At 60.1% G+C, this 22,971-nt stretch carries 18 protein-coding genes; 13 read left to right on the top strand and 5 right to left on the bottom strand.

What is annotated here, in order from left to right:
- Positions 1-77 precede the first annotated feature (77 nt).
- The 9 genes from Q2T52_RS10535 to Q2T52_RS10495 all read left to right on the top strand — a co-directional run bounded on the left by Q2T52_RS10535 (position 78) and on the right by Q2T52_RS10495 (position 8,349).
- Positions 78-1,004 (top strand): MurR/RpiR family transcriptional regulator, encoded by a 927-nt coding sequence (locus tag Q2T52_RS10535; RefSeq protein ID WP_302076678.1) that lies wholly within the window; start codon positions 78-80, stop codon positions 1,002-1,004.
- 101 nt (positions 1,005-1,105) lie between these two features.
- The gene (locus Q2T52_RS10530; protein WP_302076677.1) at positions 1,106-2,209 is read left to right on the top strand and encodes an ABC transporter substrate-binding protein; all 1,104 of its coding nucleotides are present in this window, start codon (positions 1,106-1,108) and stop codon (positions 2,207-2,209) included.
- 111 nt (positions 2,210-2,320) lie between these two features.
- Positions 2,321-3,211: an ABC transporter permease gene (locus Q2T52_RS10525; protein WP_302076676.1), complete on the top strand. Its 891-nt coding sequence runs from the start codon at positions 2,321-2,323 to the stop codon at positions 3,209-3,211.
- Positions 3,208-3,990, top strand: coding sequence for an ABC transporter permease (locus Q2T52_RS10520; RefSeq protein WP_302076675.1), 783 nt, complete (start codon positions 3,208-3,210; stop codon positions 3,988-3,990). Before Q2T52_RS10525 ends, Q2T52_RS10520 begins: the two co-directional genes overlap by 4 nt.
- A gap of 14 nt (positions 3,991-4,004) precedes the next feature.
- Entirely contained in the window at positions 4,005-5,063 is a 1,059-nt protein-coding gene (locus Q2T52_RS10515; RefSeq protein WP_302076674.1) for an ABC transporter ATP-binding protein, read from the top strand.
- A 44-nt stretch (positions 5,064-5,107) separates the two neighbouring features.
- The gene (locus Q2T52_RS10510) at positions 5,108-6,151 is read left to right on the top strand and encodes a zinc-dependent alcohol dehydrogenase family protein (RefSeq protein WP_302076673.1); all 1,044 of its coding nucleotides are present in this window, start codon (positions 5,108-5,110) and stop codon (positions 6,149-6,151) included.
- A gap of 4 nt (positions 6,152-6,155) precedes the next feature.
- Positions 6,156-7,028 carry a hypothetical protein gene (locus Q2T52_RS10505; RefSeq protein WP_302076672.1) on the top strand — a complete coding sequence of 291 codons (873 nt, stop codon included), beginning with the start codon at positions 6,156-6,158 and terminating at the stop codon, positions 7,026-7,028.
- A 130-nt stretch (positions 7,029-7,158) separates the two neighbouring features.
- Positions 7,159-8,016, top strand: coding sequence for a class A beta-lactamase (gene bla, locus Q2T52_RS10500; RefSeq protein WP_302076671.1), 858 nt, complete (start codon positions 7,159-7,161; stop codon positions 8,014-8,016).
- A 12-nt stretch (positions 8,017-8,028) separates the two neighbouring features.
- Positions 8,029-8,349, top strand: coding sequence for a hypothetical protein (locus tag Q2T52_RS10495; protein ID WP_302076670.1), 321 nt, complete (start codon positions 8,029-8,031; stop codon positions 8,347-8,349).
- On the opposite strand, the gene Q2T52_RS10490 is transcribed toward Q2T52_RS10495, so the two are convergent.
- The gene (locus Q2T52_RS10490) at positions 8,326-9,240 is read right to left on the bottom strand and encodes a LysR substrate-binding domain-containing protein (protein WP_302076669.1); all 915 of its coding nucleotides are present in this window, start codon (positions 9,238-9,240) and stop codon (positions 8,326-8,328) included. The two genes, Q2T52_RS10495 and Q2T52_RS10490, sit on opposite strands and share 24 nt — an antisense overlap.
- Positions 9,241-9,333: 93 nt before the next feature.
- Between Q2T52_RS10490 and Q2T52_RS10485 the strand changes: the two genes are divergently transcribed.
- From Q2T52_RS10485 to Q2T52_RS10475, 3 genes are all read left to right on the top strand, one after another.
- Positions 9,334-9,858 carry a GNAT family N-acetyltransferase gene (locus tag Q2T52_RS10485; protein ID WP_302076668.1) on the top strand — a complete coding sequence of 175 codons (525 nt, stop codon included), beginning with the start codon at positions 9,334-9,336 and terminating at the stop codon, positions 9,856-9,858.
- Between the two features lie 98 nt (positions 9,859-9,956).
- Positions 9,957-11,303, top strand: a complete 1,347-nt coding sequence (locus tag Q2T52_RS10480; RefSeq protein WP_302076667.1) for an MFS transporter — start codon at positions 9,957-9,959, stop codon at positions 11,301-11,303.
- Positions 11,304-11,567: 264 nt separating this feature from the next.
- A complete protein-coding gene (locus Q2T52_RS10475; RefSeq protein ID WP_302076666.1) occupies positions 11,568-13,349 on the top strand; it encodes a B12-binding domain-containing radical SAM protein in 1,782 nt (593 codons plus the stop codon).
- 156 nt (positions 13,350-13,505) lie between these two features.
- Here Q2T52_RS10475 and metH read toward each other — a convergent pair whose 3' ends face one another.
- Positions 13,506-17,276 carry a methionine synthase gene (gene metH, locus Q2T52_RS10470; RefSeq protein ID WP_302076665.1) on the bottom strand — a complete coding sequence of 1,257 codons (3,771 nt, stop codon included), beginning with the start codon at positions 17,274-17,276 and terminating at the stop codon, positions 13,506-13,508.
- Between the two features lie 168 nt (positions 17,277-17,444).
- On the opposite strand from metH, the gene Q2T52_RS10465 reads away from it, so the two are divergent.
- Entirely contained in the window at positions 17,445-18,692 is a 1,248-nt protein-coding gene (locus Q2T52_RS10465; RefSeq protein WP_302076664.1) for an AGE family epimerase/isomerase, read from the top strand.
- Between the two features lie 45 nt (positions 18,693-18,737).
- Here Q2T52_RS10465 and Q2T52_RS10460 read toward each other — a convergent pair whose 3' ends face one another.
- From Q2T52_RS10460 to Q2T52_RS10450, 3 genes are all read right to left on the bottom strand, one after another.
- Entirely contained in the window at positions 18,738-19,289 is a 552-nt protein-coding gene (locus Q2T52_RS10460; RefSeq protein ID WP_302076663.1) for a DUF2799 domain-containing protein, read from the bottom strand.
- A 242-nt stretch (positions 19,290-19,531) separates the two neighbouring features.
- Positions 19,532-22,435: a hybrid sensor histidine kinase/response regulator gene (locus Q2T52_RS10455; RefSeq protein ID WP_302076662.1), complete on the bottom strand. Its 2,904-nt coding sequence runs from the start codon at positions 22,433-22,435 to the stop codon at positions 19,532-19,534.
- Between the two features lie 117 nt (positions 22,436-22,552).
- Complete coding sequence (locus Q2T52_RS10450) at positions 22,553-22,750, bottom strand: hypothetical protein (RefSeq protein WP_302076661.1); 198 nt, start codon at positions 22,748-22,750, stop codon at positions 22,553-22,555.
- Positions 22,751-22,971 lie beyond the last annotated feature (221 nt).

Genomic DNA, 22,971 nt, shown 5'->3' with positions numbered 1-22,971 from the left:
GCGCCGGATTGACTCCCGTGAATTATGACAGCTTAATCCCACCGAAACCGGCAAAGACCGGAGGGGAACCTCAACACGTGTCCACGTCTGCGCGCACCGTGCTGGACGTCATTCGTTTGCATTATGACGGACTGACGCCCGCGGAGAAAAAGCTGGCCGACACCCTGCTCGAGAACTATCCGGTCTCGGGTCTGGGCAGCATTACCGTGACCGCTGACAATGCCGGTGTGTCCACCCCGACCGTTGCCCGAATGGTGCAAAAGCTCGGCTACAAGGGCTATCCGGAGTTTCAGGCGCATCTGCACCAGGAGCTGGAAGCGACCATTTCCAACCCCATCGCCAAGCACGACCGCTGGGCCGCCAAGGCGCCGACCGGCCATATCCTCAACCGCTTTGCCGAGGCGATCACTGAGAACCTCAGGGAAAGCCTATCTGGCCTCGACACGGCCACTTTCGATGGCGCGGCCGACCTGCTGAAGGACGAAAAGCGCAGCATCTACTTCGTCGGGGGCCGCATCACCGGCGCGCTGGCGGAATACTTTTTCACGCATATGCAGGTCATCCGCTCGAAGACGACGCAGATATCGACCAACCGCAGCTCATGGCCGCAATATGTGTTGAACATGAATGCCGGCGATGTGCTGGTGATTTTTGATATCCGCCGCTACGAACAGGAAATGGCGACTTTGGCGGAAGCGGCCGCCGCGGCAGGCGTCGTGATCATCCTCTTTACGGACATCTGGGTATCGCCCGTCGCGCGGCATGCGTCGCATGTCTTCAAATTACGCATCGAAGCGCCCTCAGCGTGGGATTCCTCTGTCGTCACGCTCTTTACCGTCGAGGCCCTGATCGAGGCGGTTCAGAGTGCAGCCTGGGACAAAACGCGCAGACGCATGGACTCGCTGGAGGCTCTGTTTGAACGCAGCCGCCTCTTTCGCAGACCCGAAAATACCCGCACGCCATTCCCCCCCTCGAAAAACAGGAAAGCCAAGCCGCAAACCTAAAAAACGCAACACGAAATCAACCACACGCACTGTCACATCCCATTCATCAACTGTCACTACGAGTGGCGCCCGACACGCTTTAAACCCTCAGGAGGAAATCGATGTCCAAGATCAATCGTCTTCTGTCGCTCACGACGGCCATCGCCGTTGTTTCGACCAGCGCCGCTTTTGCAGAGCCGAGCGCAGAACTGATCGCAGCTGCCAAGAAGGAAGGCGCGCTCACCACCATCGCCCTGCCCCACGACTGGTGCGGCTATGGCGACGTGATTGCCGCCTTCCAGAAGAAGTATCCGGAAATCAAGGTCAACGAACTGAACCCGGATGCCGGCTCCGCTGACGAAGTCGAAGCGATCAAGGCCAACAAGGACAACAAGGGCCCGCAGGCTCCTGACGTTGTCGACGTCGGTCTCGCTTTCGGCCCGCAGATGAAGAAGGAAGGCCTGCTGCAGCCTTACAAGGTTTCCACCTGGGCCGAGATTCCGGACAATATCAAGGACGCCGAAGGCTACTGGTACGGCGACTATTACGGCGCCATGGCCTTCCTGGTGAACAAGGACCTGGTCAAGAACACGCCGAAGAGCTGGGAAGACCTGAAGAAGAAGGAATATGCCGGTCAGGTTGCTCTCGCCGGTGACCCGCGCGCCTCCAACCAGGCCATTCTCGCTCTTCTGTCGGCTGGTCTCTCCACCGGCGCCAAGGCTGGCAAGGATGCCGGTGAAGCCGGTCTGAAGTACTTCGCCGAGCTCAACAAGGCTGGCAACTTCGTTCCCGTCATCGGCAAGGCCGGTACGCTCGCTCAGGGCGCAACGCCGATCGTCGTGATGTGGGACTACAACGCGCTGGCCGCCAAGGACACGCTGAAGGGCAACCCGCCGGTTGAAATCGTCGTTCCGGAAAAGGGCGAACTGGCTGGCGTCTACGTTCAGGGCATTTCCGCCTACGCTCCGCATCCGAACGCTGCAAAGCTGTGGATGGAGCATCTGTATTCCGACGACGGCCAGATCGCATGGCTGAAGGGCTATTGCCACCCGGCTCGCTTCAACGCGCTGACCAAGGCCGGCAAGGTTCCAAAGGACCTGCTCGACAAGCTGCCGCCGGCATCATCCTACGAAAAGGCTTACTTCCCGACGCTTTCGGAAGTTGATGAAAACTCCGCAGCCGTCAAGGCTGGTTGGGACAAGGTTGTCGGCGCCAACGTGAAGTAAAGCACAACCTTTGCCAGAATAGGCCGCCGCTTCAGTTGTCAGGACCGAAGCGGCGGTTCATGATATGACCAAAGTGATAATGCCGTTCCATGAAGAAGCGGGCCGAGGGGAATGACAACACACGTCGAGATTGCCGACACCGTGCGGGCCGAGCGCATCCGCCTGCCGCTCCATTGGCTGGGCGTCGTGCCCTTCACCATCTTTGTCCTGCTGTTTCTGATCCTGCCGACGATGAAGATCGCGGTGGGCGCATTTCAGACGCCCGAGGGCGGCTTCACCGTCACCAATCTCTACAATCTCTTCACGCCCTCGATCCTCGCGGCCTTCGATATTTCGATCCGCATCAGCTTTGCCTCGGCGCTTCTCGGCTGCCTGATTGGCTTTGCGATGTCCGCCGCTTTGGTGCTGGGCGGCTTGCCGCAGGCAATCCGCGGCCCGCTGATGACCTTTTCCGGCGTCGCCTCCAATTTCGCCGGCGTGCCGCTGGCCTTCGCCTTCATCGCAACGCTGGGTCCCGCCGGTTTCATCACGCTCTTCCTGCGCGATGATTTCGACATCAACCTGCGCGCCATGGGTTTCAACCTTCTCTCCTTCTGGGGCCTGACGATCACCTATCTCTTCTTCCAGATCCCGCTGATGATCCTGATCATCACGCCGGCGCTGGATGGCCTGAAGCGGGAATGGCGCGAAGCTGCCTCCATTCTTGGCGCCACAAATGCACAATACTGGCGCCTCGTCGCCTTCCCGATCCTGCTGCCGTCCATTCTCGGCACCTTTGCGCTGCTGTTTGCCAATTCCTTCGGTGCTGTCGCGACCGCGATTGCGCTGACAGGTTCGTCGCTCAGCATCGTGCCGATCCTGCTCTATGCGCAGATCCGCGGCGACGTGCTCGGTAATCCCAATCTTGGCTATGCGCTCGCCTTCGGCATGATCGTCGTCACGGGCCTTGCCAATGCAATCTATGTCTGGCTTCGCGCCCGCAGCGAAAGGTGGATGAAATGAAGCGCTTCTGGGCCTGGGGGGCTCTGATCGTCGGCCTCCTCTACTTCATCCTTCCGCTGATCGGCATGACCAATTTCTCGCTGAAGATGCGGCGCGGCGTCTATTCTTTCGATGCGTATGCGGTGGTTCTTGGCGACCCGCGCTTCCAGCAGACCTTCACCTATTCCGTGACGCTGGCGCTGCTGACCATCATCGTCGGCGTGGTACTGGTGGTGCCGACCGCCTACTGGGTGCGCCTGAAGCTGCCCTGGCTCCGCCCCTATATCGAATTCATCACGCTTCTGCCGCTGGTCATCCCGGCCATCGTCATCGTGTTCGGCTATATCCGCCTCTACAATACGTCGAGCTGGCTGCCGCTGACGGCCACCTCGCTCGGCACCGATGCGCTACTGGTCTTCGGCTACACGACGCTTGCTTTGCCCTACATGTACCGTGCCGTCGATACCGGTCTGCGCACGATCGACGTCACCACGTTGACGGAAGCTGCCCAGAGCATGGGCGCCGGCTGGTTCACCATCATCGGCAAGGTCATCCTGCCGAATGTGCTGCTGGCCGTCCTGTCGGGCGCCTTCCTGACCTTTGCCATCGTCATCGGCGAATTCACCATGGCCGCCCTTCTGAACCGCCCCGCCTTCGGTCCTTACATGCAGCTTCTCGGCGCCAACCGCGCCTATGAGCCCGCGGCACTCGCCGTTATCGCCTTCGTCATCACCTGGGGCTGCCTTGGGCTGATCCAGCTTGTTTCCCGCTTCCAGAAATCCGCGCAGCGTCCGGTTTGAGGAAAGACAGATCCATGAGCTTCCTGACCCTCACCCATCTCCAGAAATCCTTCGGTCCCACCAAGGTCGTGCATGACTTCAACATGGCGATAGAGAAAGGCGAGTTCATCTCCTTCCTCGGCCCGTCCGGCTGCGGCAAGACCACCGTCTTGCGCATGATCGCCGGCTTTGAGACCCCGACCGGCGGCTCGATCGTCATCAACGGCCGCGACCAGACCGAGTTGAAGCCGAACCAGCGCAATATCGGCATGGTGTTCCAGGCCTATGCGCTGTTTCCGAACATGAACGTGTTCGACAACGTCGCGTTCGGCCTGAAGATCGCCGGCAAGCCGAAGGCGGAAATTGCCGCCCGCGTGCAGGAAATGCTGAAGCTGATCCATCTGGAACATCTGGCCGACCGCTATCCCTATCAGATGTCCGGCGGCCAGCAGCAGCGCGTGGCGCTCGCCCGTGCGCTCGCGCCCAAGCCACAGGTCCTGCTGCTCGATGAGCCGCTCTCGGCCCTCGACGCCAAGATCCGCGTGTCGCTGCGCGAGGAAATCCGCCAGATCCAGCAGCAGCTCGGCATCACCACCGTGTTCGTGACGCATGACCAGGAAGAGGCGCTGTCGATCTCCGACCGCATCGTCGTCATGAATGCCGGCCGCGCCGACCAGATCGGCACGCCCTTCGAGATCTACAACCGCCCGGCCACACGCTTCGTTGCCTCATTCGTCGGCACGCTGAGCCTGATCGACGCGACCGTCGTCAACGCATCGGAAAGCACCGTCAAGCTCGGCGAGCAGGTGGTGTCTCTGAAGAAGCCGCTGCCGAAAGGCGAAGGCGAAAAGATCACCGTGGCAATGCGCCCGGAATGCGGCTCGCTGGCCGAAGGCGCGCGTGGCGATATCGCCATCAACGGCAAGGTCGCCTCCAGCCACTTCCTCGGCTCGGTGATCCGCACCAAGCTCGATGTCGGCGGCCCCGTCCTCTCCTTCGACATGTTCAACGATCCGGGCCGCGCGCCGCCCGCCGTCGGCGAAACCGTGACCCTGAAGGTCGCAGCCGACGACCTGATGGTTCTGGCGGATTAATCCAAATCAGGCTACTCCTTCGCCCAGCAGATGAAGGAGTAGCCATGCGGGCCCTATATTTCGAAAAGTTCGGCGAAACCCCACGCGTTGCAACGCTTCCGGATCCGACCCCGGCACCGGATGGCGTGGTGATCGAGGTCAAGGCGACCGGGCTCTGCCGCAGCGACTGGCATGGCTGGATGGGTCACGACAGCGACATCAGCCTTCCGCATGTGCCGGGCCATGAGTTTGCCGGCGTGATCACGGCTGTCGGCGCCGATATCCGCCGCTTCAAGGTCGGCGATCGCGTCACCGTTCCCTTCGTCTCCGGTTGCGGCCACTGCCACGAATGCCGCTCCGGCAACCAGCAGGTCTGCGAGGAACAGTTCCAGCCGGGCTTTACCCATTGGGGTTCGTTTGCGGAATATGTCGGCATTCATCATGCCGATCAGAACCTAGTACACCTGCCGGACAGCATGTCCTATGCAACGGCTGCCAGCCTCGGCTGCCGGTTCGCCACATCCTTCCGGGCCGTCGTGGATCAGGGCCGGCTGAAGGGTGGCGAATGGCTTGCCGTGCATGGTTGCGGCGGTGTCGGCCTCTCGGCGATCATGATCGGCAAGGCGCTCGGCGCCCGTGTCGTGGCGATCGATATCGCCGAGGACAAGCTGGCGCTGGCGCGCGACCTCGGTGCCGAGATCGCCATCAACAGCCGTGACGTGGATGATGTCATCCAGGCCGTGCGCGATGCGACCGGTGGTGGCGCACATGTCTCGGTCGATGCTCTTGGTCATCCGCAGACCTGCTGCAACTCGATCTCCAATCTTAGGCGCCGCGGCCGCCACGTGCAGGTGGGCCTGATGCTGGCGGATCACGCCACGCCGCAGATCCCCATGGCGCGGGTGATCGCCCATGAGCTGGAAATCTATGGCAGCCACGGCATGCAGTCCTGGCGCTATGACGCCATGCTGGCGATGATCGAGGCAGGCTCGCTTCACCCCGAAAAGCTGATCGGACGCCATATCAGCCTGACGGACGCGGTGACCGCCCTGCCCGCCATGGACAGCTTCCGCGAAAGCGGCATCAGCATCATCGACAGGTTCGAATAGTCCCATGCCCATCCATTTGAATATCATCGACGCCGTCAGCGATCCCGGCAAGTTTGGCCGGGCGAATGAAGACCGCGCCGGCTACAACAATCACGCCGCCTTCGTGCTGGATGGCGCGACCGGTCTTGGCGACCAGCAGTTCATGGATGGCTATGGCTCGGATGCCGCCTGGATGGCGGAATTCGCCATGGAGCGGCTGACGCGGGACTGGCAGGCAGGTATCGACATCCGCGAACTTGTGCGCCGGATTTCCACGGATGCACGCGAGGTGTTTTTCGCGACCGCTGGCGAACAGCCGCGCTATGCCTGGCCGCTGGCGGCGTTTGCCGCGCTGAATGCCGTGGACGGTGGCGTCACCTTCACGGGGCTTGGCGACAGTGCCGTCTATCTTCTGCACGATGATGGGCGCAGCGAGTTTCTGGCTGCGCGACCGGATGCCTTCGAACGCGAACAGACGGCCGCAAGGGCACATCTTGAGCGCATCGGCGGCATGGGCGGCGCAAGCTCCATCGTCAACGATCCGACGACACTGGCGGATCTGCGCAAGAGCCGCGAAGGCCAGAATACGCCGGGCGGGCGCGGCTGGTCCTTCGGGCTGGTGCCTGAGGTAGCAGACCACCTGACCTCGCAGGAGATCGCCATGTCCGGCGGCGCAACCGCCATCATCTGCTCGGATGGTCTGGTGGATCTGGTCGCCCTTTACCACGCCTATGATGCAGGCAGCCTGATCCGCCGCGCGGCAACGGCAGGCCTCAAATCGCTGATTGCGGAATTGCGCCGCTTTGAGCGCGAGATCGATCCGAATGCGCTTCAATATCCCCGCTTCAAGCAGTCGGATGACACTACGGCGCTCTTACTTCGCATCGAGAAAACCTGATCCGCGATAAGTGGGATTAGCCACATTCTTTCCCCGCCGACGCCCTGAGTTTGTCGTGATTGCCACGGCATAAGCTGGCCCTCAGGCAGGCTTTCGCCTGTTTTGCGGATCGCATGCGAGGGATATGGCGATGAGAATTATGATTTCGGCGCTGGTGGCGGTGTTTCCGCTTCTCTCCTCGGTCGCCTTGGCCGCAGAAGACAGCGGGATCGTCGCTGCCGCACAGTTGGCGGAGAAGTCTCTAAACGCGCAGGTGGGCCTGACTGTCATCGACACCCGCGACGGCCGTACCTGGTCCTATCGGGAAAACGAACGTTTTCCGATGGCAAGCACATTCAAGGCTGTCGCCTGCGGCGCCCTTCTGGATGCCGGCGACAAGGCGCTTTCGACAAAAGTGACGATTGAGAAGAAGGATCTTCTGGAATATGCGCCCGCCACCAAGAAGCGCGTGGGCCAAAAGATTACCGCTGCTGAACTCTGCCAGGAAACGCTCCGCACAAGCGATAACACCGCCGCCAACAAGGTGCTTGAGGTGCTAGGCGGCCCACAGGCGGTCACCGCGTTCCTGCGGAAGATTGGTGATACCACCACGCGGCTCGATCGCAACGAACCGGAGCTGAACGAAAGCAAGCCGGGGGACGAGCGCGACACGACCACGCCGGCTGCCATGGCGAATACGCTGAAAACGCTGCTTTTGGGCAATGCCCTGCCACCGGCTGATCGGGCGCAACTGAAAGACTGGCTGATCGCCGATGAGGTGGGTGGACCGCTCCTGAGGGCAGGCGTTCCAGCCAGCTGGATCATCGCAGACCGAACGGGGGCGGGCGGCTTCGGCACACGTGGCGTCATTGCCGTCATGTGGCCGCCCAAGCGCGAACCGATCGTCGCAGCCGTCTATATGACCGGCACGAAGGCTTCGATGGATGATCGCAATCGCGCCATTGCAGAGATCGGCCAAGCCATCGCAGAAGCGGTGAGCCAGAGATGACCGGCACCAGACATGAGAAATGCGCTCCTCGGACTTGCCGTCTGCACACAGCTTTCACCTTTTCCGGCAATCGCGGAGGAAAGCCCAACGGCGTGGCAAATCAAGAAATGCCAGATCTATCAAGACGCATGGAAGAAGGCCCGCTCCCACTTCCCCTTTGAGGCGGTGAGCCAGGAGTTCATCCAAAGCAACGAGGCGTTTATCGCCTCAGGCTGTCTCGCATCCATTGCAGTTTGCCCGCAGACACCGGTCGACTTCAAGCTCGCAAATGCGCTCACCGTCGCCGCCATGAAAGGCGGCACGGCCAGTTCATTCCTGCCCTTCAAGTGCTGACGCTCTAAAAGAATCAGCACCTTCGGAAAGCAACCAATCCCGGAATGTCCGCGCATGCCGCAGCGATTGCGGTTGATCCGCAATGAGCACATGAAAGTCGTCCATGGCCAGCGGATGATCGGCGAAAAGCTGCACAAGACGCCCTTGCCTCACATCCTCCGCCACCAGGGCGCTCGGTCCCATCGCGATGCCCACGCCATCCAGTGCGGCCTGCAGGCTGTGATAAAGAGGATCGAAGCGCAATTGCGACCGCCCCTCGATTTCCGGCATGCCGACGCTCCGGAGCCATCGCGGCCAAAGATCGGCGACGGATTGCGCATGGATCAGCACATGCTCTTGCAAATCCGAGAACGAATGAACGGGTTGCCTTGCCAGCAAGGCCGGGCTTGCCACGGGCACGCAGGTCTCGCGCAAAAAGGGGACGCTCTCTCCATATCTACCGATCATGCCACGGCGGATGGCCAGATCAAATCGCTCCGTCAGTTGATCCGGTGGCAGGATGGAGGCAGACAGGCGGACTTCGATATCCGGGTGGGCAGTCGAAAATGACGGCAGCCGTTGTATCAGCCAGCGCATGGTGAAGGTTTGCGAGGCACTCACGCGCAGCACTCGCCGTTCATTTTGTCCGGCCAACGCTTCGCCTGCGCGCGAGAGCTTATCGAGCGCTTTCGTCGCCTCTTTCAGAAATTGCCGCCCCTCCGATGTCAGGCTAATGCCTCGGCCTTCCCTCACGAACAACCTAACACCCAGCCAATCCTCCAGGATCTTGATCTGGCGGCTGAGGGCGCCGTGCGTGACGCCAAGCTCGGATGCGGCAAGCGTGAGACTACAGAGTCTGCCCGACGCCTCGAAGGCCTTGACCGCATTGAGGGGAGGAAGTGACGTCCGCATCTGTGAGATTTCCTGACCAGTCCCGCACACTAACTCGATTGTGGGAGCGACGAAAGACGTCCAGAAACAATAAGCCTATCAGGAGCTTGAAAAATGGACGTTACTCATACCGCCCGCGACGAACTCGTCATTCGTCCCATTGAGCCAACAGATTCCATTGAAGACCTCACAACGCTTCTGCACGCGGCCTATGGACGTCTCGCCCGCATGGGGCTGAAGTACATGGCGACTGACCAAAGCGTGGATGTGACACGGGAAAGGGCTGGCCAAGGCACCTGCCTCCTTGCGTTTCAGGGCAGCCGGTTGTGCGGCACGATCCTATTTCGAAATGCCGCCCAAACGAGGGGTTGCCCCTGGTATGACCGGAAGGATGTCGCATCACTGGCGCAATTTGCCGTCGATCCGTCCCTGCAGGCCAAGGGCATAGGGCTCCGTCTGATGCGGGAAGTAGAACAGCTGGCCAGAGCCAGCGGTGCAGCCGAACTCGCGCTCGATACGGCCGAACCGGCCACACATCTCGTGAACTGGTACGGGCGGCTCGGCTTCCGGTTTATCGAACATACGCAATGGTCTCACACCAACTATCGAAGCGTCATTCTCAGCAAAGCCCTGTGGTAGACCAGCAATGCAATCCTTGCAAAACTGTTAAAATCGCTTGAAATCGCGACAAGGACGCGGCACGACTTTCTGATACAACCATCAGAAAAGTCTGCATCATGTCCGCCGCCACATCTGCCCCCATCGGTGCTCCGCGCAGTCTCACCGCCCAAGATTTCCGTACACTCGGCCTCTCGGCCCTGGGCGGGGCGCTGGAGTTCTACGACTTCATCATCTTTGTGTTCTTCGCCACCGTCATCGGCAAGCTGTTCTTCCCGGCCGACATGCCGGACTGGCTGGTACTGATCCAGACCTTCGGTATCTTTGCGGCCGGCTATCTGGTGCGCCCCGTGGGTGGCATCGTGATGGCGCATTTCGGCGACCGCTTCGGCCGCAAGCGTGTCTTTGCCTTTTCGATCCTGCTGATGGCGCTATCAACGCTGGGCATGGCGGCCATGCCGACCTATGCCACGATCGGCGTTGCAGCGCCCATCCTGCTCATCGTGATGCGCATCCTGCAGGGTGCGGCCATCGGTGGCGAGGTGCCGGGCGCCTGGACATTTGTGGCCGAACACGTGCCCTTCCGCCGCGTCGGCTTTGCCTGCGGCTTCCTCTGTTCCGGTCTGACGCTCGGCATCCTGCTGGGTTCCTTCATCGCAACCATCATCAACACAGTCTTCACGCCGGATCAGGTGGCAGCGTTCGCATGGCGCATCCCCTTCTTGCTCGGCGGCATCTTCGGGCTCATCGCCGTCTATCTGCGCCAGTGGCTGCAGGAAACGCCGATCTTCGCGGAGATGAAACAGAGCCGCGCGCTGGTGAAGGAACTGCCGCTGAAGGCCGTGCTTCGCGACTATACCCGTGGCGTGATCATCTCCGTGCTGCTGACCTGGATCCTGTCCGCCGGCATCGTCGTGACGACGCTGATGACTGCGACCTTCCTGCAAAAGCTTTATGGCTACACGGCGCAGATGTCGCTGGCCGCCACCAGCTTCGGCACGCTCTTCCTGATCATCGGCACAGCCTCCGCCGGCGCCATTGTCGACAAGGTCGGTTCCGGCCGTTTCTTCGTGCCGGCCAGCATCTTCTTTGCGGTCGCTACCTTCGCTTTCTATACCTATGCCTCCGTCTCGGTGACGGTGCTCTTCGCGCTCTATGCGGTGATGGGCTTGGCTGTCGGCATGGTGGGTGCGGTACCCTATGTGATGGTGCGGGCCTTCCCGGCGCCGGTGCGCTTCAGCGGGCTTTCCTTCTCCTACAACGTCTCCTACGCCATCTTTGGCGGGCTGACGCCGCTGGCAATTTCCACCATGCTGCCCACCAATTCCATGGCACATGCCTGGTATCTGCTGTTCATCGCGGCACTGACGTTCATAGTTGGTCTTTACCTGATGGCGCGCGGCGATGAGATCGAAGCGGAAGTCGGCATTGAGGAACTGACGTCCCGGCAAGCAACTGCGCACTGAGATTCGAACAATGTCGCCGGTATGTGGCGACGGCAAACGACCGACGAAGACTTGATGAGAGGCAAGCGGTACCGCCGCTTGCCTCTTTGCATTTGCCAGAATAGGCTGACAGTCGTCGAAAGTGATTTTCGATGATCCGTCCTCTGCCGCCTGGCAGATCCATGATTAGGGATATCGCTTCGTTAGGGGAAACGCGCGAAGGGCCACGCCAGACTGACCTTCCGGATATGGTTTCGGGAGTGTGCGCGCAAGAAAGAACCTCGTTTGCTCTATGCCTCCAAGAATGCTCATCGCCGCTTTCAACTCGTTCTTATAAAGCCGTCGCATTACGACGATGACGGTTACGTCATCCGCTGGTGGCGCGCCATGATCCCGTCCAACTCGCTGGCCGCCATTTACGGCATCGCGCGCGATTGCGCAGAACGGCAGGTTCTCGGGGCGAATGTTTCGATCGACATCACCGTCATCGATGAGACCAATACCCGCATCGACATTCCTGGACTGGTGGAGAGCTTCCGCCAGAACGGCAATTTTGGCATGGTCGGACTGGTCGGCGTCCAGTCGAACCAGTATCCGCGTGCGCTCGATATCGCCCGCCCCTTCCGCAAAGCTGGTATCGCCGTCTCGATCGGAGGTTTCCATGTCTCCGGTTGCCTCTCCATGCTGGACGGTACCGCCATTGGCCTCGATGAATGCCGCGAACTCGGCATTTCCATGTTCGCCGGCGAGGCCGAAGGCCGCTTCGAAATGGTGCTGCGCGATGTGGTGGCCGGCGAATTGAAGCCGCTCTATAACTTCATGAACGACCTGCAGGGCATGATCGGCACGCCGGTGCCCTTCCTGCCGAAGGATACGATCCAGCACACACTCGGTCTCAGCACCAGCTTCGATGCGGGGCGCGGCTGTCCATACCAGTGCTCCTTCTGTACCATCATCAACGTGCAGGGCCGCAAGTCCCGCTTCCGCTCGGCGGATGACGTGGAACGGCTGGTGCGGATGAACTGGGCACAGGGCATCCATAAATTCTTCATCACGGATGACAACTTTGCCCGCAACAAGGACTGGGAAGCGATCTACGACCGCCTGATCTACCTGAAGGAAGAGGAAGGCATCCCACTCGGCCTGATGATCCAGGTCGATACGCTCTGCCACAAGATCCCAAACTTCATCGAGAAATCCAAGCGGGCGGGCGTGACGCGCGTGTTTATCGGGCTTGAGAACGTCAACCCCGACAACCTGACCGCCGCCAAGAAGAATCAGAACAAGATCACCGAATATCGCAAGATGCTGCTGGCCTGGAAGGCGCAAGGCATCCTGACGCTGGCGGGCTATATCCTCGGTTTCCCCTCCGACACGCCGGACTCGATCCGCCGCGACATCCGCATCATCCAGGAAGAACTGCCGCTCGATGTGATCGAGTTCTTCGTGCTCACCCCCCTGCCCGGTTCGGAAGATCACCAGACCCTTTGGCGCAAGGGCGTCGAGATGGACCCTGACCTCAACATCTACGACGTGGAGCATGTCTGCACCGCGCATCCGAAGATGAGCAAAGAGGAATGGGAGAGCATCTATCAGGAAGCTTGGTCGCTCTATTATTCGAACGATCACATGAAGACCCTGCTGCGCCGCGCGGTTGCGACCGGCGGCCCGCTCTCCAGCCTCGTCAAGGTGCTGGTCTCCTTCGCAACGACCGTGCCGCTGGAAAACGTGCATCCGTTGCAGAGCGGCCTGATCCGCCTGAAACATCCGAGCGAGCGCCGCCCCGGGCTGAAGGCAGAACATCCGCTGATCTTCTGGCCGCGCTTTGCGCTGGGGACGGTGGTGAAGCATGTGCGGCTCGCCGGCGTCATCGGCAAGCTCGCATTCCAGGCCTATCGCATCGCCAAGGACCCGGCCTCGAAAACCTATATGGACAAGGCGCTGACCCCGGTTGCCGATGATGACGACGAAAAGCTCGCGCTCTTCACCCAGACCGCAGGTGGAACCGCCGCCGTCTCACATGTGAAGAAGATCGCCAGCCTGACCCATGGAAATTCGGCGGCTTGAGGCGATATGGCCGCTTCGGTCGTCACCCTCGGGCTTGACCCGAGGGTCTGCCAACGGTCCAGATTACTCTACCGATCATACGCCGCTACAGCCGTAGATGCTCGGCACAAGGCCGAGCATGACGAAAGAGACCGTTCGCGACTAGCGACGCGCGGCTCACGCCGCCTCTACCGCGTCCTCATCATTGCCGGGCACATAGTTCAGAACCGGTCCCAACCAGCGTTCGACCTCGGCAACAGCCATGCCCTTGCGGCGGGCATAGTCTTCCACCTGATCGCGCTCCACCTTGGCAACGCCAAAGTAGTAGGAGCCGGGATGGCCGATATAGAGGCCTGAAACGGAGGAGCCCGGCCACATGGCATAGCTCTCCGTCAGCGTCACGCCAGTCGTTTCCGTCGCCTTCAAAAGCTCGAACAGCGTCGTCTTTTCCGTGTGGTCGGGCTGGGCCGGATATCCGGGGGCCGGGCGAATGCCCGCATAGGCTTCCGACACCAGATCCTCATTGGAGAAGGCTTCATCTGCCGCATAGCCCCAGAATTCCTTGCGCACGCGCTCATGCATGCGTTCAGCAAAGGCTTCGGCAAAACGGTCGGCCAGCGCCTTGACGAGGATCGATGAGTAGTCGTCATTGGCGCGTTCGAAGCGTTCGGCAATCGCCACCTCCTCGATGCCCGCCGTCACCACGAAACCGCCGACATAATCCTGCTTGGCCGTGTCGAGCGGCGCCACGAAGTCGGACAGCGCCACGTTCGGGCGGCCATCGCGCTTGGAAAGTTGCTGGCGAAGCGTGAAGAAGGTTGCGAGATCCTTGGAGCGGCCGTCATCCGCAAAGAGACGGATATCGTCACCCACCGCGTTGGCCGGCCAGAAGCCGATCACGGCGCGGGGGCGGAACCACTTTTCATCGACAATCTTCTTCAGCATGGCTTGCGCATCGGCATAGAGCTGACGTGCCGCCTCACCCTGCTTCTCGTCTTCGAGAATGGCCGGGTAGCGACCCTTCAGCTCCCATGTCTGGAAGAAGGGCGTCCAATCGATGTAGGGCACCAGTTCTTCCAGCGAATAATCTTCGAACACCTTGGTGCCCGTGAAGCTCGGTTTGACCGGCTGATAGGCCGCCCAGTCGATCTTCTCGCGGTTGGCGCGGGCACGCTCGATCGGCAGGCGCACCTTTTCCGCCTCCGCACGGGCATGGGCCGCCGCCACCTTGGCATATTCCGCCCGGATGTTGGCGACATACTCCTCACGGCCACCTTCGGCCAGAAGGTTGGAGACGACGCCGACGGCGCGGCTTGCGTCGGTCACATAGACCGCCTGCCCGGCATTGTATTTCGGATGGATCTTCACCGCCGTGTGGACGCGGCTGGTGGTCGCGCCGCCGATCAGCAGCGGAATGTCAAAGCCCTGCCGCTCCATTTCGGAGGCAACATGCACCATCTCGTCCAGCGAAGGCGTGATGAGGCCGGAGAGACCGATCACATCCACCTTTTCGGCGACAGCCGTTTCCAGGATCTTGGTGGCGGGCACCATGACGCCAAGGTCGATGATCTCGTAATTGTTGCAGGCGAGAACGACGCCGACAATGTTCTTGCCGATATCGTGCACATCGCCCTTGACGGTCGCCATCAGCACCTTGCCGGCGGACTGGCGCTCGCTCCCGCCGTTCAGGCGCTTTTCCTCTTCCATGTATGGCAACAGAACGGCCACCGCCTGCTTCATGACGCGGGCGGATTTCACCACCTGCGGCAGGAACATCTTCCCGGAGCCGAACAGATCGCCGACGACGTTCATGCCCGCCATCAGCGGACCTTCGATGACATGCAGCGGACGCTCGGCCTTCTGGCGCGCCTCTTCCGTATCGGCCTCGATATATTCGGTGATACCGTTGACCAGCGCATGCTCCAGCCGCTTCTCGACCGACCATTCGCGCCAGGACAGATCCTGCGCCTTGGCTTCCTTGGCGCCCGCGCCGCGGAACTTTTCCGCCACAGCCAGAAGCCGCTCGGTGCCGTCAGTGCGACGGTTCAGCACCACGTCTTCGCAGGCCTCGCGCAGTTCCGGATCGATGTTCTCATAGATCGCCAGCTGACCGGCGTTCACGATACCCATGTCCATGCCCGCCTGAATGGCGTGGTAGAGGAAGACGGCATGCATCGCCTCGCGCACCGGCTCATTGCCGCGGAACGAGAAGGACAGGTTCGACACACCGCCGGAGATATGCACCAGCGGCATTTCCTGACGGATGGTGCGCGTGGCCTCGATGAAGTCGACGCCGTAATTGTTGTGTTCTTCGATGCCCGTCGCGACCGCGAAAATGTTGGGGTCGAAGATGATATCTTCCGGCGGGAAATCCGCTTCTTCGGTCAGGATCTTGTAGGCGCGGCGGCAGATTTCCACCTTGCGCTGGTAGGTGTCGGCCTGGCCCTGCTCGTCAAAAGCCATGACCACGACAGCAGCACCATAAGCGCGGATCAGCTTGGCCTGGCGGACAAAGTTCTCCTCGCCTTCCTTCAGCGAGATGGAGTTCACCACCGCCTTGCCCTGCACGCATTTCAAGCCGGCTTCGATGATCTCGAACTTGGAGCTATCGATCATCACAGGCACGCGGGCGATATCGGGCTCGGCGGCAATCAGGTTCAGGAACTCGACCATGGCGCGGCCCGAGTCGATCAGGCCTTCGTCCATGTTGATGTCGATGATCTGTGCACCGTTCTCTACCTGATCGCGGGCGACAGCGAGGGCGGACGTGTAATCGGCAGCGGTGATCAGCTTACGGAACTTGGCCGAGCCGGTGACATTGGTGCGCTCGCCGACGTTGACGAAAGGAATGTCCTTGGTCAGCTCGAAGGGTTCGAGGCCCGAGAGCGACATGAAGGGGCGATGCTCCGGCAGTTGCCGCGGGGCAAATTCCTTCACCGCCTCGGCGATGGCGCGGATGTGGTCCGGCGTCGAGCCGCAGCAGCCGCCGACGATATTGATAAGGCCCTGGCGGGCAAATTCCCGCACCTGCTTGGCCATGCCTTCCGGCGTCTGGTCATACTGGCCAAACTCGTTCGGCAGGCCGGCATTGGGATAGGCGCAGACGAAAGTGTCGGCAATGGCGGACACTTCCTGCAGATGCGGCAGCATGGCATCGGCGCCGAGCGCACAGTTGAAGCCGATGGTGAACGGCTTGGCGTGGCTGACGGAATTCCAGAAGGCGGTCGGCGTCTGGCCGGAGAGCGTGCGGCCCGAGAGGTCGGTGATGGTGCCCGAGATCATGACGGGAAGACGGATGCCCTTCGCGACGAAGCGATCCTCGCAGGCGAAGATCGCAGCCTTGGCGTTCAGCGTATCGAAGATAGTCTCGATCAGAATGATGTCGGCGCCGCCGTCGATCAGACCGTCGATCTGCTCGGCATAGGCAAGGCGCAAATCATCAAAGGAGACAGCGCGGAAGCCGGGATTGTTCACATCCGGCGAGATGGAGGCCGTGCGGTTGGTCGGGCCGATGGCGCCGGCCACGAAGCGGCGCTTGCCATCTTCGCGCATGGCGCGCTCAATGGCGCGACGGGCGACTTCGGCGCCTTCCTTGTTGAGATCATAGACGGCGCCTTCCATTTCGTAATCGGCCTGCGCGATCCGGGTCGACGAGAAGGTATTGGTCTCGACGATATCGGCACCCGCCTTGGCATAGCGGTAATGGATTTCTTCGATCGCATCCGGCTGGGTCAGGATCAGAAGGTCGTTATTGCCTTGTTGATGACAGGCACAGCCAATGAAACGTTCGCCGCGGAAATGGTCCTCGTTGAAGCCAAGTCCCTGGATCTGCGTACCCATGGCGCCGTCGAGAATGAGGATACGCTCACGGGCGGCCTTTGCCAGTGCCTGAAAAATCTCTTCGCCGTTTCGTGCTGCACCTTGGGGGCCGAACAGTTGATCGAACACGGGCACTCTCCTCGAAGCTTGACGCCAATCAACGCTTAATCACATAAAGATATCTTTATGTCAATGTTACAGTCTTGTAACACCTTGATTTCGCGATTGCTCATGACAGTTGGGTAGCATGAAGATATAGGGGCTGAAGCTTACTTTTTCTTGTGCGTGGAGGAAATCATGATCAGAACGGCTGGGCTTTCCAAACTTTGGGCGGAGCGTCCCTACCATCGCCGATGGTTGCTCGCTCAGGCTGAAGGCCTGATGGATTTCTTCCAGTACCGTGCGATCAATCCCAAGGGCGGCTTCTATGATCTGAACCGTCAGGGCCAGCCGCTCGACACCAACAATCCGGCGCGTGGCATCCATGCCAGCGCCCGCATGGTCCACTGCTTTGCCATTGCTGATCTGCTCGGCCGACCGGGCGCGGCAGATGTGGTGGACCATGGCATGCGCTATCTCTGGGAAAAGCATCGCGACCAGAAAAACGGCGGCTACTTCTGGCAGGCGAATGATGATGGCGCCGCGGACGCGTCCAAGCAGGGTTACGGCCACGCCTTCGTTCTGCTGGCCGCCTCCTCGGCCAAGGTGGTTGAACACCCGCTCGCCGACAAGATGCTGACTGATATCACCGATGTGATCGAAACGAAGTTCTGGGAAAAGCAACACGGCGCCATCGCGGAAGAGTTCTCCGCAGACTGGCAGCCGGTGCCCGGCTATCGCGGCCAGAACTCCAACATGCACCTAACGGAAAGCCTGATGGCCGCCTTCGAAGCGACCGGCGAGGCGCATTATCTGCAGAAGGCGGAAAGTATCGCCGACCTCCTGATCAACCGCCGCGCCCGCGAAGAAGGTTTCCGGGTCGCCGAACACTTCGATGAGAACTGGGTGGTCGACCGCAATTATTATCACCCGAACGAAATGTTCCGCCCGGCGGGCACCACGCCGGGCCATTGGCTGGAATGGGCGCGCCTGCTGCTGCAGCTCTATGCGCTCGGCGGCAACCGCCAAGCCTGGATGGTTGAGGCCGCGGAAGCGCTGTTCGAACGCTCCATGACGCTTGGCTGGGACAAGGCAAAAGGGGGCTTCTTCTATACGCTCGACTGGCAGGACAATCCGGACAAGCGGTCCAAGCTCTGGTGGCCGATGTGTGAGGCAGCCGGGGCGGCCCACTTCCTCAACCACCATGCGCCAAGCCGCTTCCATGAGGAAAGCTACCGGACGATCTGGTCGACGATTGCGGCGCATTTCCTGGATCGTGACCATGGCGGCTGGTTTGAGGAAACGACGGAAGACCTGAAGCCGGCGAACAGCCTCTTCCCCGGCAAGGGCGATATCTACCACGCCTTCCAGGCATGCCTGATCCCGCTTTTCCCGGCAACGGGCAGCCTGACCAAGGTGATCCAGGAAAACGGATCGAGCCTCTGAGGCAAATATCAGCCCCTCCCGCAAATGGAGGGGCTGACCTTTCTATTATGGCCGGGGCATCGCAATAAACTGCGGATTGGCGCGGAAAGCCGCCAGATCCCGCTCCGCAGCAGACAATTGAGCAGAAACATCGTCGGCATCGCGACGCAGGCGACGGATGTTAAAATCGTTGTCGTCGATGCGCATCTTGAGCGGACCCCGCTCCTGATCCTGCGCCGTCTTCAGATCCTTATAGGCCTGATCCGTATCCTGCTCGCGATTGCTGATGTCGGAATTGATGTTATCCAATTGCCCACGCAAATCGCGCACGCGCTTGCCCAGCGAATAGCCGCTCATGAACCCCGACTGGAGTTCTGCCGGGCAGGCATTGTTATACTCGTCGCCGGCCTCGCCGTGGATGGCGCCGCTCTGCGGCGTGCAGTAGCGCTTGATGCCCTCCTGAAAGCCCGAATACCAGACCGTCTGGTCCGGCACGATCTTGACGCGTGCGCAAGACTTCGTGTGCTCCGCAAAACGACTTTGAGGATTATATCCGTTGGCGCCATCGCTTTCCCCAACCACCTTCCAGTTGGCCGCAACGCATTCTTCTTTGGACATAGAATAACAGGACGGCAGCGACATAAGGACGACGGCCGCAAATGGAAAATGCATGATACGCATATTTGATATTGCCCCCGCAATGCTTGACGGCGGCAATAGACCAAAGAAGATGTGACGGTGCCAGAATGGAAACGCGCCATTCAGTTCCGACCAGCCACCATCTTGCTAAGGGGCTGAAAAATCTGACGGATAAAATTGCATCGATCTTGAAGAGATCGAGCAACCGATACACTGGCTGATCAAGTCGGCCTGCGGCGATTGACCATGTCCCGGATCAACTTGGCAAGCAGATCATAATCATAGGGCTTGGTGACAAGCGCAGCCTGATCGAGCGCCTCCATGCCTGGCAAATGCAGGTCGCCGGTCGCGAAGATCACAGGCAGGTCCTTGTACGTTTCTCGCATCCGGTTCAACAGGTCGAGGCCATTCATGTCAGGCAGATGCACATCGGTCACCAGAATATCGATCGCCGCTCCATCGATGGCTTGCAACGCCTCCTGGCCGGTGCCAGCCTCCACAACGGTAATGCCGAAGTCCTGGAGGTAGTCCGCCGTCGAAATGCGGATCAGCGCTTCATCCTCGCAAAGCAGAACACGGATGCCGCTGTTGCTGCTTGATGGCGTTGCAGTCTGCGGAGTCGCGGTCGTGGCCATATTTGCTCTGTTTTCCCTGGCCTTATCCAGCAAGAACCGCACCTTGCGGGCAAGTGTCTCGCGCGCGTAGGGCTTGCTCAGCAGATTCACACCCGCATCAAGCCGCCCGCCATGCACGATCGAGTTTTCCGTATAGCCCGAGGTGAAGAGAACTTCGATATCCGGCCGCCGCTCCTTGGCCTTGCGGGCCAGCTCGCTGCTTTTCAGCCGCCCCGGCATCACGACATCGGTAAAGAGAAGATCGATCATTACGCCACTGTCGATGATGGCCAATCCACTGTCGGCGTCCCGCGCCTTCAGTACCTTGTAACCGAGCTCGCTCAACATGCTGACGGTAATATCTCGAACGGCCTCGTCATCCTCTACGACAAGAATGGTTTCCGTACCGCCGGCGACATTGCCTGACGGCTCCTCGGCAATCACATCTTCCACTTCCATGGAACGGGGCAGATAGATGCGAACCGTCGTACCGCTGCCAACCTCGCTATAGATGTTGATATGCCCGCCCGACTGCTTCACGAAACCATAGACCATGGAAAGGCCAAGCCCGGTTCCCCTGCCCTCCGGCTTGGTCGTGAAGAAGGGATCGAAGGCCCGCGCCAAAACATCGGCCGGCATGCCGCAACCGGTGTCGCTGACCGCCAGCATCACATATTGGCCGGCCTTCACGTCGAAGGCGTTCTGGGCATAGTGATCGTCCAGATAGGCGTTACCAAGTTCGATCGTAAGCCGACCGCGGCCTTCCATGGCATCGCGCGCATTGATCGCAAGGTTCAGAAGGGCGTTCTCGACATTGGACGGGTCAACCTGCGTGTTCCACAAACCGCCACCTACGATCGTGTCGATCTCGATGGCCTCTCCAATGCTGCGGCGGATGAGGTGATCCATCTCGCGCACGAGCCGGCCGAGATTGACGACCTTAGGGGCCAAAGGCTGGCGACGCCCGAAGGACAGCAATTGCGAGGCAAGCCTTGCGCCGCGTGACGCACCATCGAGAGCGCTATTCAGGCGGCGCTCGGCAATATCGTTGCCACGCAAATCCTTCGCAAGCAGTTGCAGATTGCCGGTAATAACCTGCAGAAGGTTGTTGAAGTCGTGAGCAATACCGCCGGCCAGATTGCCGATGGCTTCCATCTTCTGGCTCTGACGCAGCACTTCCTGCGTCTTCTGAAGCTCTGCCGTCCGCTCCTCGACGCGCGTTTCCAGCGCGCTCGCCAGGGTCTCAAGGCGCGATTCCGTCTTCTTCTGCTCTTCGATATCAGTGTTGGTGCCGACCCAGCGAACGATCTCACCCACACCATTGCGAATGGGAACGGCGCGTGTCAGGAACCAACGATAAGCGCCACCGCGATGAAGCAAGCGGTGTTCGCTCTGGAGCGCCTGCCCGTGCGCCAGCGACTGGCGCCATTGATCGAAGACGCGATCAACATCTTCCGGATGCAGGAGGGGCTCGAACTCCGCCAACTCCGCAATGGGATCCTTGACACCAAGATAGTCCAGCATCGACGGATTGCTCCAATCAACGCGGCCATCCGCCGTTGCTGTCCAGACATGGTTTGGCAAGGAATGCGCAAGCGTGCGGAAGCGATCCTCGCTTTCCCGGGCCGCCTCCTCAGCCTGGTGAAGCTGAGTGACGTCATTACCCTGAACAAAGATACCGCTGACAGCTCCATCGGCATCCCGCAATGGCTGGTAGATGAAATCGAGGAAAACCTCTTTCGCTTCACCGCCGTCGGGGTGTTGCAGGGTTACCCTGGCGCCATGCGCACTATAGGGATTTCCGGAGCTGTAGACATTATCCAGGAGTTCATAGAAGCCCTGACCAGCAATCTCGGGCAGTGCTTCACGGACCGTTTTGCCGATCAGGTCGGCGCGGCCAACCAGTTTCCGGTAGGACGCGTTCACGATCTCGAAGACATGGCGCTCGCCACGCAGGACCGCCATGAAGCCTGGCGCCTGCTCGAAAAGACCCCGCAAATATTCCCGCTCGCGGCCAAGCGCCAGGTTTTGGCCTTGCACGGCATCTGCACGGCGCAAAAGGTCGGTCTGCATCTTCCAATCGGCATCCGGATTGGCTTGCCGCAGCATATGCAGTTCTGTCACGTCCACCGTGTGCTGAAGGATGTACTCCACCCGTCCTTCAGCATCGTTGATGGGCGTATGCGTGGCACTCCAGTAGCGATGCGCAAGCGTCCCGTCGGGGTTGGAGATGGGATAGGGAATGAGCGGTATGTGATCCACCTGTCCCGTTTGCAGAACCTTCGCGAAGGATTGACGCAGCATGCGGCCATGGGGTGACTCAGGATCACTCGGGAAAGCTTCAAAGAGCATGTGCCCGGCCAGCGCATCGCGCTTCTGCATGGTAACAGCCAAATAGGCCTCATTCATACCAACGATACGCAGATCGCGGTCGACGATAACATAGGGGTTCGGAGAATGATTGAAGAGTTGCTCTATATCGAGCCCCGCCAGCCCCGCCTGCCGAAACATGTCCTGTCCCCGTGCCCGCATTCACATAATGCGAAACCTTATAAAGGTTTGGCGGAACATAACAATATGCGGATATAAGGGACGGTCGGTTTCCCGACCGTCACACGCAAAGTTTTATCAGGCGAAAACGAGTGCGCTGTCTGCGAGACGGCGGGCGGTCCTGAAATCCCTGTCATAGGACTCGCGCATGCAATGCTGCTTGCCTTCCTTGGCCTCTCCATCACGTGTCAGATAAAAGGCGCCGTCTGCATAGGTCCCCGTGGCAAGACCTGCATCGTCCTGCTCGCGAAGAATTTCGAGAAGCTTGATGATCATGGCGGATACTCCCTTGCGCAGACACAAACGGTTCAGGACCGGCTACGTTCCCATGCTATCGCCAAGGCGTTAAAATTAACTAAGCAAGTGCTTCTGGCATCAGCATAATTGTTGCGATGCAACAAAATTCCTGCCGCAGAACGGAATGGAAACATTTACCGAACTTGATTTTCTCTATCCACAGGTCATCCACAGGCCGCGCCTCCGGGCAGCAGAACCGA

Origin of the sequence: Rhizobium oryzicola (assembly GCF_030504645.1) — a bacterium.
In the GTDB taxonomy this organism is placed as follows: Bacteria; Pseudomonadota; Alphaproteobacteria; order Rhizobiales; family Rhizobiaceae; genus Neorhizobium; species Neorhizobium oryzicola.
This window is presented reverse-complemented; position numbering and strand designations above follow the sequence as displayed.

Coding starts and splice junctions, on each gene's coding strand:
- Q2T52_RS10530 (WP_302076677.1), top strand. CDS start 1,106: ATGTCCAAGATCAATCGTCTTCTGTCGCTCACGACGGCCATCGCCGTT.
- Q2T52_RS10525 (WP_302076676.1), top strand. CDS start 2,321: ATGACAACACACGTCGAGATTGCCGACACCGTGCGGGCCGAGCGCATC.
- Q2T52_RS10520 (WP_302076675.1), top strand. CDS start 3,208: ATGAAGCGCTTCTGGGCCTGGGGGGCTCTGATCGTCGGCCTCCTCTAC.
- Q2T52_RS10515 (WP_302076674.1), top strand. CDS start 4,005: ATGAGCTTCCTGACCCTCACCCATCTCCAGAAATCCTTCGGTCCCACC.
- Q2T52_RS10510 (WP_302076673.1), top strand. CDS start 5,108: ATGCGGGCCCTATATTTCGAAAAGTTCGGCGAAACCCCACGCGTTGCA.
- Q2T52_RS10505 (WP_302076672.1), top strand. CDS start 6,156: ATGCCCATCCATTTGAATATCATCGACGCCGTCAGCGATCCCGGCAAG.
- bla (WP_302076671.1), top strand. CDS start 7,159: ATGAGAATTATGATTTCGGCGCTGGTGGCGGTGTTTCCGCTTCTCTCC.
- Q2T52_RS10495 (WP_302076670.1), top strand. CDS start 8,029: ATGAGAAATGCGCTCCTCGGACTTGCCGTCTGCACACAGCTTTCACCT.
- Q2T52_RS10490 (WP_302076669.1), bottom strand. CDS start 9,240: ATGCGGACGTCACTTCCTCCCCTCAATGCGGTCAAGGCCTTCGAGGCG.
- Q2T52_RS10485 (WP_302076668.1), top strand. CDS start 9,334: ATGGACGTTACTCATACCGCCCGCGACGAACTCGTCATTCGTCCCATT.
- Q2T52_RS10480 (WP_302076667.1), top strand. CDS start 9,957: ATGTCCGCCGCCACATCTGCCCCCATCGGTGCTCCGCGCAGTCTCACC.
- Q2T52_RS10465 (WP_302076664.1), top strand. CDS start 17,445: ATGATCAGAACGGCTGGGCTTTCCAAACTTTGGGCGGAGCGTCCCTAC.
- Q2T52_RS10460 (WP_302076663.1), bottom strand. CDS start 19,289: ATGTCCAAAGAAGAATGCGTTGCGGCCAACTGGAAGGTGGTTGGGGAA.
- Q2T52_RS10455 (WP_302076662.1), bottom strand. CDS start 22,435: ATGTTTCGGCAGGCGGGGCTGGCGGGGCTCGATATAGAGCAACTCTTC.
- Q2T52_RS10450 (WP_302076661.1), bottom strand. CDS start 22,750: ATGATCATCAAGCTTCTCGAAATTCTTCGCGAGCAGGACGATGCAGGT.